The organism is Kitasatospora sp. NPDC088779 (genome assembly GCF_040685395.1).
In the GTDB taxonomy this organism is placed as follows: Bacteria; Actinomycetota; Actinomycetes; order Streptomycetales; family Streptomycetaceae; genus Kitasatospora.
Window position 1 is genome coordinate 163,416 of sequence record NZ_JBFBHW010000002.1, and the last position, 17,283, is coordinate 180,698.

Sequence of the window (17,283 nt, forward strand, 5' to 3'; positions counted from 1 at the left end):
TGTACACATTGAACAGTGAAATCCCGACCTGTTGCCCAGCCACCCGGACAGGAGCAAGCTCTCCGCCAGCCGCACCGCCCACCCGTTCGCGGCGCGGCCGCCTCAAGCGGACGCCTCAGAGCCGAGGCCAAAAGTGGAGGAACGACCGATGACCCCGCAGTCCCACGCCCTTGAGCTGACCCCCGAGGAGCGCGAGGCCGGCCTCGACGCCGACCAGCTGCGCCGCCTCGTCGGCCTCGTCGAGCACGACCCGGCCACCGACCCGTTCCCCGTCACCGCGCAGGACGCGGTCGTCTTCGTGGTCGGCAACGCCACCCAGACGGCCCAGTTCTACCAGGCCGTGTTCGGCATGGAGCTGGTCGCCTACTCCGGCCCGGAGACCGGCCGTCGTGACCGCAAGGCCTTCGTGCTCCGCTCCGGCTCCTGCCGCTTCGTGATCAAGGGCGGGGTGCTGCCGGACAGCCCGCTGCTGGACCACCACCGCCGCCACGGCGACGGCGTCGTCGACCTGGCCCTGGAGGTCCCGGACGTCGACAAGTGCATCGCGCACGCCCGCGCGACCGGCGCCACCGTCCTGGAGGAGCCGAACGACGTCTCCGACGAGAACGGCACCGTGCGCCGCGCGGCCATCGCCACCTACGGCGAGACCCGCCACACCCTGATCGACCGCTCCCGCTACCACGGCCCCTACCTGCCGGGGTACATCACCGCGCAGAGCAAGGTCCAGCACCCGGAGGGCTCGCCCAAGCGCCTGTTCCAGGCCCTCGACCACGCCGTCGGCAACGTCGAGCTGGGCCGGATGGACGAGTGGGTGTCGTTCTACAACCGGGTCATGGGCTTCGTGAACATGGCCGAGTTCGTCGGCGACGACATCGCCACCGACTACTCCGCCCTGATGTCCAAGGTCGTCGCCAGCGGCAACCACCGGGTGAAGTTCCCGCTCAACGAGCCGGCCATCGCCAAGAAGCGGTCGCAGATCGACGAGTACCTGGAGTTCTACACCGGCCCCGGCTGCCAGCACATGGCGCTCGCCACCAACGACATCCTCACCACCGTCGACGTGCTGCGCTCGCGCGGCGTGGAGTTCCTCGACACCCCCGACTCGTACTACGACGACCCGGAGCTGCGCGCCCGGATCGGCAAGGTGCGGGTGGACATCAACGAGCTGAAGTCGCGCGGCATCCTGGTCGACCGCGACGAGGACGGCTACCTGCTGCAGATCTTCACCAAGCCGATCGGCGACCGCCCCACCGTCTTCTACGAGTTCATCGAGCGGCACGGTTCGCTGGGCTTCGGCAAGGGCAACTTCAAGGCGCTGTTCGAGGCGATCGAGCGCGAGCAGGACGCCCGCGGCAACCTGTGAGTGCTGGGGAACTCTGAGCACGGTCGGGCGTACCGTGAGGACGGTCGGCTGAGCACGGTCGAGGAGGAGCAGGGAGATGGCGTACTACCGGCAGCTGGGCAGCATCCCGCCCAAGCGGCACACCCAGCACCGCACACCCGAAGGCGGGCTGTACTACGAGGAGTTGATGGGCGAGGAGGGGTTCTCGTCGGACTCCTCGCTGCTCTACCACCGGGGCATCCCCTCGGCCGTGGTGAACGCGGTGCCGTGGGAGCTGCCGGACCAGTCCACGGTGCCCAACCACCCCCTGCTCCCCCGCCACCTCAAGCTGCACGAGCTGTTCGCGGACCAGGAGTGGAAGTCCGCGGACGTCGTCGGCAGCCGCCGACTGGTCCTCGGCAACGGCGACGTGCGGATCTCGTACGTCGCCGCCGGGGCCCCGAGCGAGCTGTACCGCAACGGACTCGGTGACGAGTGCGTGTACGTGGAGTCCGGCTCCGGCACGGTCGAGACGGTCTTCGGCTCGATCGAGGTCGGCCAGGGCGACTACGTGATCATCCCGCGCGCCACCACCCACCGCTGGGTGCCGACCGGGGACGAACCGCTGCGCGCGTACTGCATCGAGGCGAACAGCCACATCACCCCGGTCAAGCGCTACCTCTCCAAGTACGGGCAGCTGCTGGAGCACGCGCCGTACTGCGAGCGGGACTTCCGCGGCCCGGTCGGCCCGCTGGTCGTCGACGCCACCGGGGACGCCGCCGGAGACGTCGACGTGCTGGTCAAGCACCGCGGCCCGAACGGCGTCTCGGGCACCCGCTACACCGTGCCGCACCACCCCTTCGACGTGGTCGGCTGGGACGGCTGCCTGTACCCGTACGCCTTCAACATCCGGGACTTCGAACCGATCACCGGCCGGGTCCACCAGCCGCCGCCGGCCCACCAGGTGTTCGAGGGCAACGGCTTCGTGATCTGCAACTTCGTTCCCCGCAAGGTGGATTACCACCCACTGTCGATCCCGGTGCCGTACTACCACGCCAACGTGGACAGCGACGAGGTCATGTTCTACTGCGGCGGCGACTACGCGGCCCGCAAGGGCTCGGGCATCGGCCAGGGCTCGATCTCGCTGCACCCCGGCGGGCACACCCACGGGCCGCAGCCCGGCGCGTACGAGCGCAGCATCGGCGTGGAGTTCTTCGACGAACTCGCCGTCATGGTGGACACGTTCCGCCCGCTGGAGCTCGGCGAGGGCGGCCGGGCCGGCGAGGACGGCAACTACGCCTGGACCTGGGCCGGGCGGGGGCCCGGGCGATGAGCGCCGCCTCGTCCGCCGCGCCCGACTCACCGGCCACCGGGGCGATCCCCGAGCTGTTCCACGGGCTCTTCGACGACGCCGCGGTGTTCCCCCCGGGGAACCTGCCGGTCGCCGAGGCGGTGCCCGCGCACCGCGGGCACCGCGCGGCCTGGTACGCCGAGGCGGTCGGCCCGCTCCTGTGCGGGGCCGGCCGGCTGGGCGAGTTGGCCGCGGCGGTGGCGGGCGGTGCGCCGCTCGGGGTCGGGCTCGTACTGCCGGGGGGCAGTGCCGAACTCGGCCCGGCGCTCGCCGCCGCGCCCTTCGAGGTGGCCGGCGTCGAACTCGCCGTCCGGGACGCCGCCGAGGCGGTCGCCGCCCTGGACCGGCTGCTGCCGCCGGACGTCCCGGCCGCCATCGAGCTGCCGCGCGAACTCCTGCGCGGCGACGGCCTGGGCGAAGTGCTGGACGTGCTCGTCGACAGCCCCTACCGGGCGAAGTTCCGCACCGGCGGGGTGGTGGCCGAGGCGTTCCCGGACGAGGAGGAGCTGGCCGCCTTCCTCACCGGCTGCGCGCTGCGCGGACTGCCGTACAAGTGCACCGCCGGACTGCACAACGCCGTCCGGCACACCGACCCGACCACCGGCTTCGAGCACCACGGCTTCCTCAACGTGCTGCTGGCCGCGCAGGAGACCGACCGGGCCGCAGCAGCGGCGGTGCTGGCGGAACGCGACGGCGCGGTGCTGGCCAAGGCCGCCCAAGCGCTGACCGATCGTCAGGTCACGGTGATCCGGAACTCGTTCACCGCGTTCGGCACGTGCAGCATCGCCGAGCCCCTGGACGACCTGGCCGCGCTCGGCCTGCTGTCGTCCACGTCACAGCCCCAGGAGGACCGTTGAGCACCACCCCCCGCAGCTGGCTCGCCAGCGCCCAGGACTCGCCGTTCGGCGTGCACAACCTGCCGTACGGCGTGTTCACCGCCGCCGACCAGCCCGGCCGGCGCCGGATCGGCGTGCGCGTCGGGGACTTCGTGCTGGACGCCGCGGCGGCCGCCCGGGCGGCCGGGGCGCCGTCCGTGCTGCTGGCCGCGGACTCGCTCAACCCGCTTCTGGCGGCGGGGCGTTCGACCTGGACGCAGGTCCGGGCCGACCTCACGCGGTGGCTGACGGACGAGTCCTACCGCGAGGCGCTGTCGCCTGCGCTGCTGCCGGCGGGCGAGGTCCAGCTGCACCTGCCGTTCGAGGTCGCCGACTACGTCGACTTCTACGCCTCCGAGCACCACGCCACCAACCTGGGCCGGATCTTCCGCCCGGGCTCGGAGCCGCTCACCCCCAACTGGAAGCACCTGCCCATCGGTTACCACGGGCGGGCCGGCACGGTGGTCGTCTCCGGCACCCCGGTGGTGCGGCCCCACGGGCAGCGCAAGGCGCCCGCCGACCCGGCGCCGTCGTTCGGGCCGACCCGGCGGCTGGACATCGAGGCGGAGGTCGGCTTCGTCGTCGGCACCCCGTCCGAGCTGGGCCGACCGGTCGTCCTGGACGACTTCCGCGAGCACGTGTTCGGCGTCTGCCTGGTCAACGACTGGTCCGCGCGCGACATCCAGGCCTGGGAGTACGTGCCGCTCGGCCCGTTCCTCGGCAAGTCCTTCACCACCTCCGTCTCCCCGTGGATCGTCCCGCTGGACGCCCTGCAGCACGCCCGGGTCGCGCCGCCCGAGCGCGACGTCGAGCCGCTGGCGTACCTGGACGACCGCGGCGGCGAACCGTGGGGACTGGACCTGGCGCTGGAAGTCCGGCTGAACGGGCACCTGGTGTCCCGGCCGCCGTTCGCCTCGATGTACTGGACGGCACAGCAGCAGCTCACCCACATGACGGTCAACGGCGCCTCGCTGCGCACCGGCGACCTGTTCGCCTCGGGCACCGTCAGCGGGCCGGAGCCGGAGACCCGCGGCGCGCTGATCGAGCTGACGTGGAACGGCGAGGAGCCGCTGAAGCTCCCGGACGGCACCACCCGGACGTTCCTGGAGGACGGCGACGAGGTCACCATCACGGCCACCGCGCCGGGGGCGGACGGCGCCGTCATCGGGTTCGGCGAGGTGACGGGGCGGGTCCAGCCGTAGCCGGTCCACAGCCGCTGGCCCACAATTGACGGCGAACAGATGACAGATAACAGCTGACAGATTTCATCATCTGTCAGCTGTTATCTGTTACCCCCGCCCCCTCCTCGAACTCCCCCCGCGCACCGGACCCACCGCGCCTACAGGCCCGCCCCACCGGTGGCGTCGATGACCCGGCCGGTGACCCAGCGGGCGTCATCGGAGGCGAGGAAGGCGACGATGTCCGCGACGTCCTCCGGTTGCCCGACCCGGCCGAGGGCCGCGAGCGAGGCCGCATGGGCCTCCGCCTCCGCGTTGCCGCGCAGCCAGCCGGCGTTGACGTCGGTGTCGACGACACCCGGCGCGACCGAGTTGGCGGTGATCCCGCGCGGGCCGAGCTGCTTGGCGAGGTTGAGGGTGAAGGTGTCGAGCGCCCCCTTGGTCGCCCCGTAAGCGATGATCTCCGGCATGGCGAGGCGGGCCGCGCCGCTGGAGACGTTGATGATCCGGCCGCCGTCGCGCAGCCGGTGCAGTCCGTGCTGGACGACGAAGAACGGCGCACGGACGTTGACGGCGAAGACCTCGTCGAAGCCCTCCTCGGTGAGCGCGGCGAGGTCGGCACTGCGCCCGATCCCGGCGTTGTTCACGATGATGTCGACGCCGCCGTCGGGCGCGTGCGCGCCGATCCCGGCGTCGAACGCCTCCCACAGCGCGGCCGCGTCCCCGTGCCGGCCGAGTTCGGCGTGCAGCGCGAAGGCTCGGCCGCCGTCGGCGCGGATGCCCGCGACGACCTCACCCGCCGCCTCCTGATCGCGGGCGTAGCCGACGGCGACGGTGGCGCCGTCGCGGCCGAGCCTGCGGGCGATCGCCCGGCCGATCCCCCTGCTGCCCCCGGTGACCAGCGCGGTCTTGCCCTTGAGTGCCTGCCTGCCCATGACTGATCCCCTTCCCGCTTCGCCCACCCTATTTGTTGAGTGGTCGCTCAAGAAAGAAGCTAACACACTTGTTGAGCGGGTGTTCTAAAATTCCGGCATGACCGAGAACCCGACGCGGCCCCGGCGCGGACGACCGCCGACCTTCGACCGGGGCGAGGCGCTGACGGCGGCGACCCGGCTGTTCTGGGAGCGCGGCTACGAGGCCACCTCCGTCACCGACCTGACCACCGCCATGGGCATCCGGCCCGGCAGCCTCTACGCCGCGTTCGGCGACAAACGCTCGCTCTTCGAGGAGGTCGTCCGCCACTACGGCCACTCCCCCGTCGGCGCGTTCGCGGAGGCCGCCCTACAGGAGGAGACCACCGCGTACGCGGCCTTCGCCCGGATCCTGCGCGAGGCGGCGGCCATCTACCCCGACCCCTCCCACCCGGCCGGCTGCCTGGTGATCAGCGCCGCCACCAACGTCTCCCCGCAGGACGCCGAGGTCCAGGCCCACCTGCGCGACCTGCGCAACCGCAACCTCCACGCCTTCGAGACCAGGCTGCGCACGGCCCAGGCGGACGGCGAACTCCCGCCCGACGCCGACCCGCACGCGCTGGCCGGCTACTTCGGCACGGTCATCCAGGGCATGTCGCAGCAGGCCCGGGACGGCGCCACCGCCGCCGACCTGGCCCGGACCGCCGAACTCGCCCTGCGCGCCTGGCCGTAGGGCCCCGAACCGGGCCCGGGCGGCCTGCCGGCGGGCCGCGAGGACGGCCCGCCGCCCGCCGGGTGATCACGGCTCCGCGCCGCCCCGGTACGGTGGGCGACAGGAGTCGTCAAGACCGAGGAACGACCGAACGACGGGAACGGACCCGATGAGCGCAGAGGTGGCGGAGGTCCAGGTCTCCCTGGACGGCGGGGCCGGACGGATCGTGCTGAACCGACCGCGGGCGCTCAACTCGCTGACCCACGGCATGATCACCACCGTCCACGCGACGCTGGCCGAGTGGGCCGCGGACGACCGGGTGCGCACCGTCGTCCTGACCGGCGCCGGCGAGCGCGGCCTCTGCGCCGGGGCCGACCTCCGCGCACTGCACGACGACGTCAAGGCCGGCGGGGCCGGCACCCGGGCCTTCTTCCGCGACGAGTACCGGCTGAACGCGCTGATCGCCCACTACCCGAAGCCGTACGTCGCGGTGATGGACGGCATCACCATGGGCGGCGGCATCGGCCTGTCCGCCCACGGCGCGGTCCGGATCGTCACCGAACGTTCCACCGTCGCCATGCCCGAGACCCGGATCGGGCTGGTCCCGGACGTCGGCGGCAGCCGGCTGCTCGCGCTCGCCCCGGGCGAGTTGGGCACCCACCTCGGCCTCACCTCGGCCTCGATGGGCCCCGGTGACGCGCTGCTGTGCGGGTTCGCGGACCACTTCGTCCCCTCGGCGCGGATCGCGGCGCTGCTCGACGCCCTGGCCGAGAGCCCCGACCCGGCCGCCGTCGTCGCCGCGCACGCCGAGCCCGCGCCGCGGGCCCCGCTCGCGGAGCAGCGCGGCTGGATCGACGCCTGTTACGCGGCCGACAGCGTCGCGGAGATCGTCGAACGACTGCTGAACTCCGGTGTGGCGGAGGCGAAGGAGGCCGCGGAGCTGGTCCTCGGCAACTCCCCCACGGCCGTCACGGTGACCCTCGCCGCGCTGCGCCGGGCCCGCACGCTCCCCTCCTTGGAGGCCGTGCTCGACCAGGAGTACCGCGTCTCCTGCGCCGCGCTGGGCGGGCATGACCTGGTCGAGGGCATCCGCGCCCAGGTGATCGACAAGGACCGCACCCCGCGCTGGTCCCCGGCGACGCTCGCCGAGGTCGGGGAGGCGGACGTCGCCCGCTTCCTCGCCCCTCGCGTGGGCGACGAGTTGGGCCTGGCCTGACCGGGCGGCGGCGCCGGCCCCGCACCGCCACGCGTCATGAACCACGCGTCATGAACCACGATCAAGGAGCCCGCATGACCCGCCCGAGCCCTCCGCCGCCTACCGGGGACGCCGACCCGCTGTCCCGGGTGCCGCTCGGCGAGCAGGTGCGCGGACTACTGCTGGAGGGCCTGCTGAACGGGCGCTGGCAGCCCGGCGACCGGATCGTGGAACGGCGCCTGGCCGCCGAGTTGAACGTCAGCCAGGCGCCGGTGCGCGAGGCGCTGCGCTCGCTGCAGTCGCTCGGGCTGCTCGACGCCGAGCCCAACCGGGGCGTGCGGGTGCGCGAGATCAGCCCGGCCGAACTGCGCGAGGTCTACCAGGTGCGGGCCGCACTGGAGCGGCTGGCCGCCGAGTCGGCGGTCATCCGCCTGGCCGGGGACACCGCCGCCCTGGAGCAGCACGCGGAACGGATGGCGGCGGCGGCCGGGGCGGGTGACGCGCTCGGGCAGGCCCGGCACGGCGTGGCCTTCCACCGCGAGATCGTGGCCGCCGCCGGCAACGGGGCACTGCTGCGGACCTGGGAGGGGCTGGGCGTGGAGGTGTGGACGGTGCTGTCGCTGCACCGGGTCCGCCCGGAGCTGCACGAGAACGCGGCCGACCACGCTCCGCTGATCGAGGCCTTCCGGCGGCGGGATCCGGAAGTCGGGCGGCTGCTGGCGGAACACGTTCTGGAGTACGCCGACCGCTCCGCCTGAGCGGATCCGGACGGGGTCCTGGCCCGGGATCATAGTTCGCATAAAGATGATCGATCATCGCTCACATTACCCTCCAGTAGCGGTTGACGCGCCGCCGGATCACTCCCTACCGTCCATAGAGACCTTCCATGGAGAGAAATGTCATTCCGCATCCCGGAATCGGCACTCTGAAGCACCGGCAAAGGGGAACCATCCGTGTCCCAGCTCGACCAGCTTCCCGACCACGACCCCGAAGAGGTGGCGGAGTGGCGCGCCTCCCTGGACGCCGCCCGCGACTTCGGCGGAGCGCACCGCGCCGCCCACCTGCTGCGCCGCCTCGTCGAACACGCCGAACTGCGCCGGCTCGACGTCCCGCCGCTCCTGGACACCCCGTACGTCAACACCATCCCGACCGGCGCCGAGCCCGAGTTCCCCGGCGACGAGGCGATGGAGCGCCGGATCACCGCCTGGAACCGCTGGAACGCCGCCGCCATGGTGACCAGGGGCAACCACCGCGGCGGCCTCGGCGGGCACATGGCCACGTACGCGTCCGCCGCCTGGCTGTACGAGGTCGGCTTCCAGCACTTCTTCCGCGGCAAGGAGGCCGACGGCTCCGGCGACCAGCTGTACGTCCAGGGCCACGCCGCGCCCGGCGTCTACGCCCGCGCCTTCCTCGAAGGGCGCATCGGCGAGGCCCAGTTGGACCGCTTCCGGCAGGAGGCCGGCGGCGACGGCCTGCCCTCGTACCCGCACCCGCGCCGGCTGCCGTGGTTCTGGGAGTTCCCGACCGTTTCCATGGGCCTCGGACCGCTCTCGGCCATCCACCAGGCCCGGTTCAACCGGTACCTGACCGCGCGCGGCATCAAGGACACCTCCGGCTCGCACGTCTGGGCATTCCTCGGCGACGGGGAGATGGACGAGCCGGAGTCGACCGCCGCGCTCGCCCTGGCCGCCCGCGAGGGGCTGGACAACCTCACCTTCGTGGTCAACTGCAACCTCCAGCGCCTGGACGGACCGGTACGCGGAAACGGAAAGATCGTCCAGGAGCTGGAGCGCCAGTTCCGCGCCGCCGGCTGGAACGTCGTCAAGTCACTGTGGGGCGAGGCCTGGGACGACCTCCTGGCCCACGACACCACGGGCGCGCTGGTGCGCCGGCTCGGCGCGGTGCCGGACGGACAGTTCCAGACCTACGCCGCCTCGGACGCCCGCTACGTCCGCGAGCACCTGTTCCAGGCCGCGCCCGAGCTCCGGGCGATCGCCGAAACCGTGGACGACCAGCGGCTGTTGGAGATCGTCGCGACCTCCCGGGCCGGGCACGAACCGCGCAAGGTGTACGCCGCCTACCGGGCGGCGCTGGAGCACCGGGGCGCCCCCACGGTGGTACTGGTGCAGACGGTCAAGGGCTGGACGCTCGGCCCCGGCTTCGAGGCCCGCAACGCCAACCACCAGATGAAGAAGCTCTCCGGGGCCGAGTTCCGGGCGATGCGCGACCTGCTCGAACTCCCCATTCCGGACAGCGCCTTGACCGGCGAGCTGGTCCCGTACGCGCACCCGGGCCCGGACTCCCCGGAGGCCCGCTACCTCCGGGAGCGGCGCGCCGCGCTGGGCGGCCCCGCGCCCGCCCGCCGGGTGCGCTTCACCCCGCTGCCCGAGCTGCCCGCGAAGCCCTTCGAGACGCTGCTCAAGGGCTCCGGCACGCAGGAGATCGCGACCACCATGGCGTTCGTCCGACTGGTCAAGGACCTGATGCGGGACAAGGCCACCGGCCACCGCTGGGTGCCGATCGTCCCGGACGAGGCACGCACCTTCGGCATGGAGTCGCTCTTCCCGAGCGCCGGCATCTACTCGCCGCTGGGGCAGACCTACGACCCGGTCGACCGCGACCAACTGCTCCACTACAAGGAGTCGGCGACCGGCCAGATCCTCAACGAGGGCATCACGGAGGCCGGTTCGATGGCCTCGCTGACCGCCGCCGCGACCGCTTACGCCACCCACGGCGAGCCGGTGATCCCGTTCTACATCTTCTACTCGATGTTCGGCTGGCAGCGCACTGCCGACCAGATGTGGGCCCTGGCCGACCAGTTGGGCCGGGGCTTCCTGATCGGCGCCACCGCCGGACGCACCACGATGACCGGCGAGGGCCTTCAACATGCCGACGGTCACTCGCAGTTGATCGCCTCCACCAACCCGGCGGCACTGTCCTACGACCCCGCCTTCGGGTACGAGGTCGCGGTGATCGTCCGCGAGGGCCTGCGCCGGATGTACGGCAGCAGCCCCCGACACCCGTACGGCGAGGACGTGTTCTACTACCTGACCGTCTACAACGAGCCGCTGCCACAGCCGCCGCTGCCGACCGGCGCGGATGTCACCGACGTCACCGATGTCACTGACATCACCGACGGCATCCTGCGCGGGCTGTACCGCTACCGCCCGGCGGAGCCCTCCCCGGACGGCGACGCGCCGCGACTCCAACTGCTCGCCTCGGGCACCGCCGTTCGCTGGGCACTCGCCGCCCAGCAACTGCTCGGCGAGGACTGGGGCGTGGCGGCGGACGTCTGGTCGGCACCCTCCTGGACGGAGCTGCGCCGGGAGGCACTGGACTGCGACGCGGCCAACCTGACACAGGCTGCGGCCGGTACAGGCGCGGCGGCGTGCGTCCCCTACGTGACGCGGGCACTGGCAGGGGCGCCCGGGCCGGTGCTGGCGGTCAGCGACTGGATGCGCGCGGTGCCGGACCAGATCCGCCCGTGGGTGGAGCAGGACTGGACGTCGCTGGGCACGGACGGCTTCGGCCTCTCCGACAGCCGGGACGCGGCGCGCCGGCACTTCGGCGTGGACGCCCAGTCGGTCGCGGTGGCGGCGCTGGCCGCGCTGGCGCGCCGGGGTGAGGTCAAGGCGGAGACCGTCCGGCAGGCGGCCGAGCGCTACGGGGTCCGCTTCTGACCCCTGGCGGCCCGTGTCCGGAGCCCTGGGCCCCGGCTCCGCAGCGGAGAGCCGGGCCCGTGACGACCGTCTCGCATACCAAGACTGGCGCGAGGCGGGGCGCGTCGTAGATCGTTGGATGGTCAGGGCGCGCCCGCGCGGCGCCGAGCAGCGGAATGGGAGTCAACGGCGATGACCGAGACCGAGACCTACGAGACGATCCTGGTCGAGCGCAAGGGCCGGGTGGGGCTGATCACGCTCAACCGACCGAAGGCGCTCAACGCTCTGAACACCCAGCTGATGAACGAGGTGGTCGCGGCCGCCACCGCCTTCGACCGGGACCCGGAGATCGGCTGTCTGGTGATCACCGGCTCGGAGAAGGCGTTCGCGGCCGGCGCCGACATCAAGGAGATGCAGGGCAACCGGTTCCCGGACGTCTACCTGGACGACTGGCTGGGCCCCTGGGACCGGCTCGGCGCGCTGCGCAAGCCGGTGGTGGCGGCGGTGGCCGGGTTCGCGCTGGGCGGCGGCTGCGAGCTGGCGATGCTGTGCGACATCCTGCTGGCGGCGGACACCGCGAAGTTCGGGCAGCCGGAGATCAAGCTCGGCGTGATCCCCGGCATCGGCGGCTCGCAGCGGCTGACCCGGGCGGTCGGCAAGGCGAAGGCGATGGAACTGTGCCTGACCGGCCGGATGATGGGCGCCGAGGAGGCCGAGCGGGCCGGCCTGGTCTCCCGGATCGTCCCGGCGGACCAGCTGCTGGCCGAGGCCCTGACGGTGGCCGAGACCGTCGCGGCGATGTCCACCCCGGCGGCGGTCATGCTGAAGGAAAGCGTCAACCGCGCCTTCGAGACGACCCTCGCCGAGGGCGTCCGTTTCGAGCGCCGGCTGTTCCACGCGGCGTTCGCCACGGCGGACCAGAAGGAGGGCATGGCGGCGTTCGCCGAGAAGCGCCCGCCGTCCTTCACCAACCGGTGACCTGGCCGCTCACGACTGACAGCTGACGGGTAACAGCCGACAAGCAACAGATAACAGCTGACAGATTTCGTCATCTGAAATCTGTCAGCTGTTATCTGTTAGCTGTTATCTGTCGGCTGTTACCCGTCAGCCGCCATCACACCTCGTCCACCAGCGCGGTGTTGAGCCGGGCGAGCCCGCTACGGGTGGCGGCGACCACGATCTGGTCGCCGGGGGTGAGGCGCCGGGTGCGGTCGGGGAAGTTCCACTGCAACTGCGCGCTGCGGGCGAACCGGACGGCGATCACCCGGACGCCGCCCGGGTCCTCCAGGTCGTGCCGGTTCATCCCGATCAGCCCGCTGCCGTCCTCGACCGTCAACTCGGCGATCAGCAGCACGTGCCGGAACACCGACAGCATCCCGCGCACCTCGCGCCCCATCAGGGCGGCGGCGAAGGCGGGTGCGGCCAGGTACGAGACCGAGCGCGAGGCCGCGTTGTCCAGCGTCGCGTAGAAGTGCCCGGCGAAGTTGTCATCGAACAGCCGCACCACCACGCGGACTTCGGGATTCCCGTGGCGCGCCTCCAGGGCCGCCTCCAGGTTGGTGGCGTCGTCGCCGCTGACCGCGACCAGCGCCCGACTGTGCTTCAACCGGGCGCGGCGCAACTGCTCCTCGAACGGGCCGTCGCCCAGGACCACCGGGATGCCGAGCGCCCGGGCGGCGGCGATGCCCCGGGCCTGCGGGTCGCGCTCCATGCAGACCACCGGCACACCCAGTTCGTGCAGCTGGGCCGCGACCCGGGTGCCGACGTTGCCGAGGCCGACGACGATCACGTGGTCCCGGGTGCCGGCCCCGGGGTTGCGGGGCTGCCCGCGCCGCCCGGAGCCGAGCACCTCGACCGCGATGGCGGTGGCGACCGGGGCGAAGGTGATCCCGCAGATGGTGATCACCACCTGTGCCACCCGCTGCCACAGCCCGCCCGTCCCGGTCCCGGCGGCGATGTCGGCGAGTTGGTCGGGCTGGGCGGCGCCCGCGAGGTCGAGCAGCGAGATGTAGAGGGTCCAGCCGAAGTTCCGGTTCAGGTACCAGAGCACGCCGAAGGCCATCAGCACTGCGGCGAGGGCGGTGAGCAGCACCAGCCGCATCCGGGCGCTGGTGAAGAAGCGCATCATGTCGAGCAGCCGCCAGCGCGCCCGCCGCGCCCAGCTGATCGGTTCCCTGGGTTCGATGCGCAGCGCTTGGAGGGCGGCCACGCCGCCCGGCTCCTCCTCGGGCACCGGCTCCTCCTCGGGCACCGGCTCCGGTTCCGCGTCGCGGCGGACGCCACCGGGGCGCACCGGCCCGTCGTCGCCGAACTCGCTGGCGAGCCGGACGAAGTCGGCCGAGTCGCCGCGCTGTTCGGGCAGCAGGCGGATCCTGCTGAGGTCCTGGCGGTCGATGTGGTCGGCGACCACGCAGATCCGGTCGGAGGTGATGGCGTCGTCGAAGGCGATGTGCAGGAAGCGTCCGCCGATCTCGACCGAGTTGGGCCGCCCGAGCGCCGCCGTGGCGAAGGCGGGTGCGGCGGTGGCGGAACCGGAGAGCGCGGCGCCGTTCCTGAGCAGCCGTTCGATGTTCTCGCCGAGGCGCTGGTTGAACATCCGGAGCACGATCCGGATGTCCGGGTTGTGGCCTTGGGCGCTGAGCGCGGCGTGGATGTTGTCCTGGTCGCTGCCCTCGACGAGGGCGAGGCCGCGGGCGGTGTCGATCGACACCTCGCGCAGCGCCTCGTCGGTGATGCTGGCGGACTCGACGACGGCGGCGACGCCGGGGAGTTGCTCGATCTGCGGCGCGTGGTCGCGGGTGCGATCGGCGACCAGGACGACGACCGGGACCTCGTAGTGCTCGACGAGTTCCAGGACCAGCCGGTGGGCGAGTGCGTTGCCCCCGCAGACGATGTAGTGCTGACTGACCGGCTCGACCGAACGGGTCCCCCACCCTTCAGAAGTCATACCGCCGGATGATATCGACGGCAGGCGGCCGGACGGTGTCGTTCCGGCGACCGGAAGGCCACCGGAGCCGCTCCATCGAACATTCGTCTCCTCCGTGCTTCCCCTCCCGTCCCCCTTCCATCCCCCTCCGCCTCCTCTCTTCCCTCTCCTGTCTCTCCTGTCTCCGTCCCCCGAACGGCCGCACCCGACGCGCCGGTCGGCGGTGGCCCGGCCAGTCTGGGGTTCGACCCCTGCCCGTCCCCGGCCCCGAGGAGTACACCACCGTGGTTTCCCCGATCATCACCCCCGACGGTTCCCCGGTCCAGGGTCCGCTCGGCCAGCTCGCCAAGGCCGCCTGGCAGGTCCTGCTGCTCGCCGGAATCGTCTCGCTGGCCCTCGGAATCGTCGTCTTCGTCTGGCCGAGGGAGACCCTGCTGGTGGTGGGCGTGCTGTTCGGCCTCTACCTGCTGGTCATCGGCATCGTGCAGTTGGTCGCCGCGTTCGGCACCCACGCGTCCACCGCACTGCGGGTGCTGGCCTTCATCAGCGGGGCGATCTGCGTCCTGCTGGGGCTGCTCTGCTTCCGCAGCGCGGCGCAGTCGCTGGTCCTGCTGGCGATCTGGATCGGCATCGGCTGGCTGTTCCGGGGCATCACCCAGCTCGCCGCCGCGGTCTCCGACCCGGAGATGCCGGCCCGTGGCTGGCAGGCCTTCGCAGGAGCGGCCAACACGGTGGCCGGTGTGCTGCTGCTGGTCTGGCCGGTCGGTTCGATCGCCGCGTTGACCGTCCTGGCCGGCTGCTGGCTACTGATCCTCGGGCTGATCGAGATCGTGACGGCCCTCCAGATGCGAGGCCGGGCCAAGCAGATCCCGGCGGGGGTCTGACTTCACGACCTGACTTCACGGGCCTGACTTCACGGGCCTGACTTCACGGGCCTCACTCCGCAGCTAGCGCATCGGCGCGTAGCCGATCCGGAACGTGGCGGCCTCCAGCCGTTCCGGCGTGAGCCGGACGTCCGTCAGCCGCTCGGCCAGCGCGAACGCGGCCTCGGTGTGCAGGTCATGACCCTCCCCGTCGAGCTGGAAGCCGCAGGCCGTCAGCAGCGCGGGGACACCGGGGGCGTCGGCGTCCGAACCGTGCCGCTGGGTGGGGAACAGCGGCTCGAACTGGAGCCGGCAGCTGCCCTGCTCCCACCAGTTGAAGTGGTCCACCGCGACGGCGTTCCGGAAGTGCGAGACCAGCCGGGTGCCGTCGGCGAGGCGGCGGATGACGTCGGGCAGGCTGCCGAGGTAGCCGAAGACCTCGACGACGACGGCCCACCCGTCGAGTTCGGTGACGGCGACGAGCAGCCGGTCATCCTCCGGCTCGATCCGGGCCTCCGCCTCCTCGTCCTCCCCGTCGTCGAAGGTCTCCCAGGCGGCGACCACGGCGTCCAGGCCGGTGACCTCCCGACCGGGCAGGGCGCCGAAGCGGCGCAGCAGTTCGTCGGCGGTGATCCCCTCGACCAGCGTCAGGCAGTGGGCCGCCCCGGGGATGGGGTAGCGCTGCTCGAACCAGGTGTAGTCGGTGGCGTGTGCAGTCATGCGCCGATGCTGCCAGCTGCCTGTGACACCGCCGGCCGGGGCGGCGGTTGCGCGGCGTCCTCAGAGCCAGACCGGCGCGTCCGTCCCCCAGCGCCCCGGCGGGCGGGACCAGTCGGTGGGCGCGCCGGTGTAGGCGATGGGCGGCAGGGCGTGGCGCAGCCGTCCGTAGGCGGAGTCGGTCTCGGCGAGCCACCGGGCCGGGTCGTACGCCCCGGTGTCCGGAGCGCCGTCCGCCGGGGTAGCAGGGGCGGGCGCCTCGGGCGGGATGCCGTGCAGCAGCCACGAGGCCGTACCGGCGAGGGAGAACCGCAGGTGGCGGCCGCCGGGCCGACCGGTGCGCTGCTCGGTGAGGGCGCGCAGGACGGCGGCGGCGACGAGGTAGCCGGTGCCGTGGTCGAGGGCCTGGGCGGGCAGTACGCCGGGGCGGCCGTCGGGGCCGGCCTCGTGGGCGGCGATGCCGACGCCGGCCTGGACGAGGCTGTCGAAGCCGCGCCGGCCGGCCCAGGGGCCGGTCCAGCCCCAGGCGCAGAGCTGCGCGACGATCAGGCCGGGGTGGCGGGCCGACAGTGCGTCGGGGGCGAGGCCGTGCTCGTCGAGGGCGCCGGGGCGGTAGCCGGTGACGAGGACGTCGGCGGTGGCGAGCAGGCCGTCGAAGACGGCTCGGTCGGCGGGATCGGCGAGGTCGAGGCGGGTGGAGCGCTTGCCGAAGCCGGTGTCGGCGTGGGCGTCGTCGGCCTCGGGGAGCTGGGGCGGGTCGACGCGCAGGACGTCGGCGCCCAGCAGGGCGAGGGTGCGGGTGGCGACCGGTCCGGCGATGACCCGGGTGAGGTCGAGGACGCGGATCCCGGCGGCGGGCCGCTCCGGGCCGGCGTCGCCGAGCGGGCGGACGGGCGCGGTGCCGGTCACCCGGCTCTCCACCAGGGGGTGCATGGTGGCACTCGCCGGCGCGACGGCGACGGCGAGCGCCCCCGCTTCGAACGCCCGCTCCTGGACCTGCCCCGCCGGCAGTCCGCCCAGCAGCTCGGCGAGTTGTTCGGGCCCGGCGTCGGCGGGCAGGTCGAGGGCGGCGAGCAGTCGGGTGCGGTGGTGCGGGTAGTTGGCGTGGGTGCGGACCCAGCCGTCGGCGGTGCGCCAGAAGCCGGAGTGCGGGGCGAAGCTGACGGGCGTGCGACCGTCGACGGTCAGGTGGCGTTCGCTGACGAAGGCGGTGGCGACGGCGCCCTGGTCCACCCGGACAGCGGGGACCGGGCCGCCGGCGCGGTGGGCGGCGAGTTCGGCGGCGGCCAGCGAGCAGGCGGCCACGGTGGCCCGGGCGAGCCGGCGCACCGGCAGGCCGGAGGGCAGGACGTCGCCGGGGCCGTGGAAGGAGACCCGCCCCAGCAGGTCGGCCGATCCGCCGAGGGCGGTCCAGAGTTCGGCGGTGGGCCGGTCCGTGGGTTCCCCGCCGGGGGCGGGCTGTTCGGTGGGCACGGCCTGATCGGTGGAGGCGGGCTGATCGGCGGGCACGGCCTGATCGGTGGAGGCGGGCTGATCGGCGGGCCGGGTGCCGGGGAAGGTCGGACGCTCTGTCAT

General features: G+C 72.7%; 14 protein-coding genes. 10 read left to right on the plus strand and 4 right to left on the minus strand.

The features are described 5' to 3' along the window. Positions 1-148 precede the first annotated feature (148 nt). The 4 genes from hppD to fahA all read left to right on the plus strand — a co-directional run bounded on the left by hppD (position 149) and on the right by fahA (position 4,749). Positions 149-1,363, plus strand: coding sequence for a 4-hydroxyphenylpyruvate dioxygenase (hppD, locus tag AB0P03_RS02330; protein ID WP_363579502.1), 1,215 nt, complete (start codon positions 149-151; stop codon positions 1,361-1,363). A 76-nt stretch (positions 1,364-1,439) separates the two neighbouring features. Continuing rightward, entirely contained in the window at positions 1,440-2,654 is a 1,215-nt protein-coding gene (locus AB0P03_RS02335) for a cupin domain-containing protein (RefSeq protein ID WP_363579504.1), read from the plus strand. Next, the gene (locus AB0P03_RS02340) at positions 2,651-3,529 is read left to right on the plus strand and encodes a hypothetical protein (protein WP_363579506.1); all 879 of its coding nucleotides are present in this window, start codon (positions 2,651-2,653) and stop codon (positions 3,527-3,529) included. The genes AB0P03_RS02335 and AB0P03_RS02340 overlap by 4 nt, the downstream gene beginning before the upstream one ends. Continuing rightward, on the plus strand, positions 3,526-4,749 hold the full coding sequence (gene fahA / locus AB0P03_RS02345; RefSeq protein WP_363579508.1) for a fumarylacetoacetase: 1,224 nt from the start codon (positions 3,526-3,528) through the stop codon (positions 4,747-4,749). Before AB0P03_RS02340 ends, fahA begins: the two co-directional genes overlap by 4 nt. Positions 4,750-4,886: 137 nt before the next feature. Here fahA and AB0P03_RS02350 read toward each other — a convergent pair whose 3' ends face one another. Beyond that, positions 4,887-5,660: an SDR family oxidoreductase gene (locus AB0P03_RS02350; RefSeq protein WP_363579510.1), complete on the minus strand. Its 774-nt coding sequence runs from the start codon at positions 5,658-5,660 to the stop codon at positions 4,887-4,889. A 97-nt stretch (positions 5,661-5,757) separates the two neighbouring features. Here AB0P03_RS02350 and AB0P03_RS02355 point away from each other — a divergent pair, with 97 nt between their 5' ends. The 5 genes from AB0P03_RS02355 to AB0P03_RS02375 all read left to right on the plus strand — a co-directional run bounded on the left by AB0P03_RS02355 (position 5,758) and on the right by AB0P03_RS02375 (position 12,180). Then, positions 5,758-6,369 (plus strand): TetR/AcrR family transcriptional regulator, encoded by a 612-nt coding sequence (locus AB0P03_RS02355; RefSeq protein ID WP_363579512.1) that lies wholly within the window; start codon positions 5,758-5,760, stop codon positions 6,367-6,369. Between the two features lie 148 nt (positions 6,370-6,517). Beyond that, entirely contained in the window at positions 6,518-7,564 is a 1,047-nt protein-coding gene (locus tag AB0P03_RS02360; protein WP_363579514.1) for an enoyl-CoA hydratase/isomerase family protein, read from the plus strand. 74 nt (positions 7,565-7,638) lie between these two features. Then, positions 7,639-8,301 (plus strand): GntR family transcriptional regulator, encoded by a 663-nt coding sequence (locus AB0P03_RS02365; RefSeq protein ID WP_363579516.1) that lies wholly within the window; start codon positions 7,639-7,641, stop codon positions 8,299-8,301. Positions 8,302-8,496: 195 nt separating this feature from the next. Beyond that, positions 8,497-11,223, plus strand: a complete 2,727-nt coding sequence (aceE, locus tag AB0P03_RS02370) for a pyruvate dehydrogenase (acetyl-transferring), homodimeric type (RefSeq protein ID WP_363579518.1) — start codon at positions 8,497-8,499, stop codon at positions 11,221-11,223. 171 nt (positions 11,224-11,394) lie between these two features. Further along, a complete protein-coding gene (locus AB0P03_RS02375; RefSeq protein ID WP_063349877.1) occupies positions 11,395-12,180 on the plus strand; it encodes an enoyl-CoA hydratase in 786 nt (261 codons plus the stop codon). 136 nt (positions 12,181-12,316) lie between these two features. Here AB0P03_RS02375 and AB0P03_RS02380 read toward each other — a convergent pair whose 3' ends face one another. Further along, a complete protein-coding gene (locus AB0P03_RS02380) occupies positions 12,317-14,149 on the minus strand; it encodes an NAD-binding protein (RefSeq protein ID WP_363579520.1) in 1,833 nt (610 codons plus the stop codon). Positions 14,150-14,412: 263 nt separating this feature from the next. On the opposite strand from AB0P03_RS02380, the gene AB0P03_RS02385 reads away from it, so the two are divergent. Next, complete coding sequence (locus AB0P03_RS02385; protein WP_363579522.1) at positions 14,413-15,012, plus strand: HdeD family acid-resistance protein; 600 nt, start codon at positions 14,413-14,415, stop codon at positions 15,010-15,012. Between the two features lie 63 nt (positions 15,013-15,075). Here AB0P03_RS02385 and AB0P03_RS02390 read toward each other — a convergent pair whose 3' ends face one another. Then, entirely contained in the window at positions 15,076-15,711 is a 636-nt protein-coding gene (locus AB0P03_RS02390; protein WP_363579524.1) for a DUF6461 domain-containing protein, read from the minus strand. A 60-nt stretch (positions 15,712-15,771) separates the two neighbouring features. Further along, positions 15,772-17,283 carry a CoA transferase gene (locus AB0P03_RS02395; RefSeq protein WP_363579526.1) on the minus strand — a complete coding sequence of 504 codons (1,512 nt, stop codon included), beginning with the start codon at positions 17,281-17,283 and terminating at the stop codon, positions 15,772-15,774.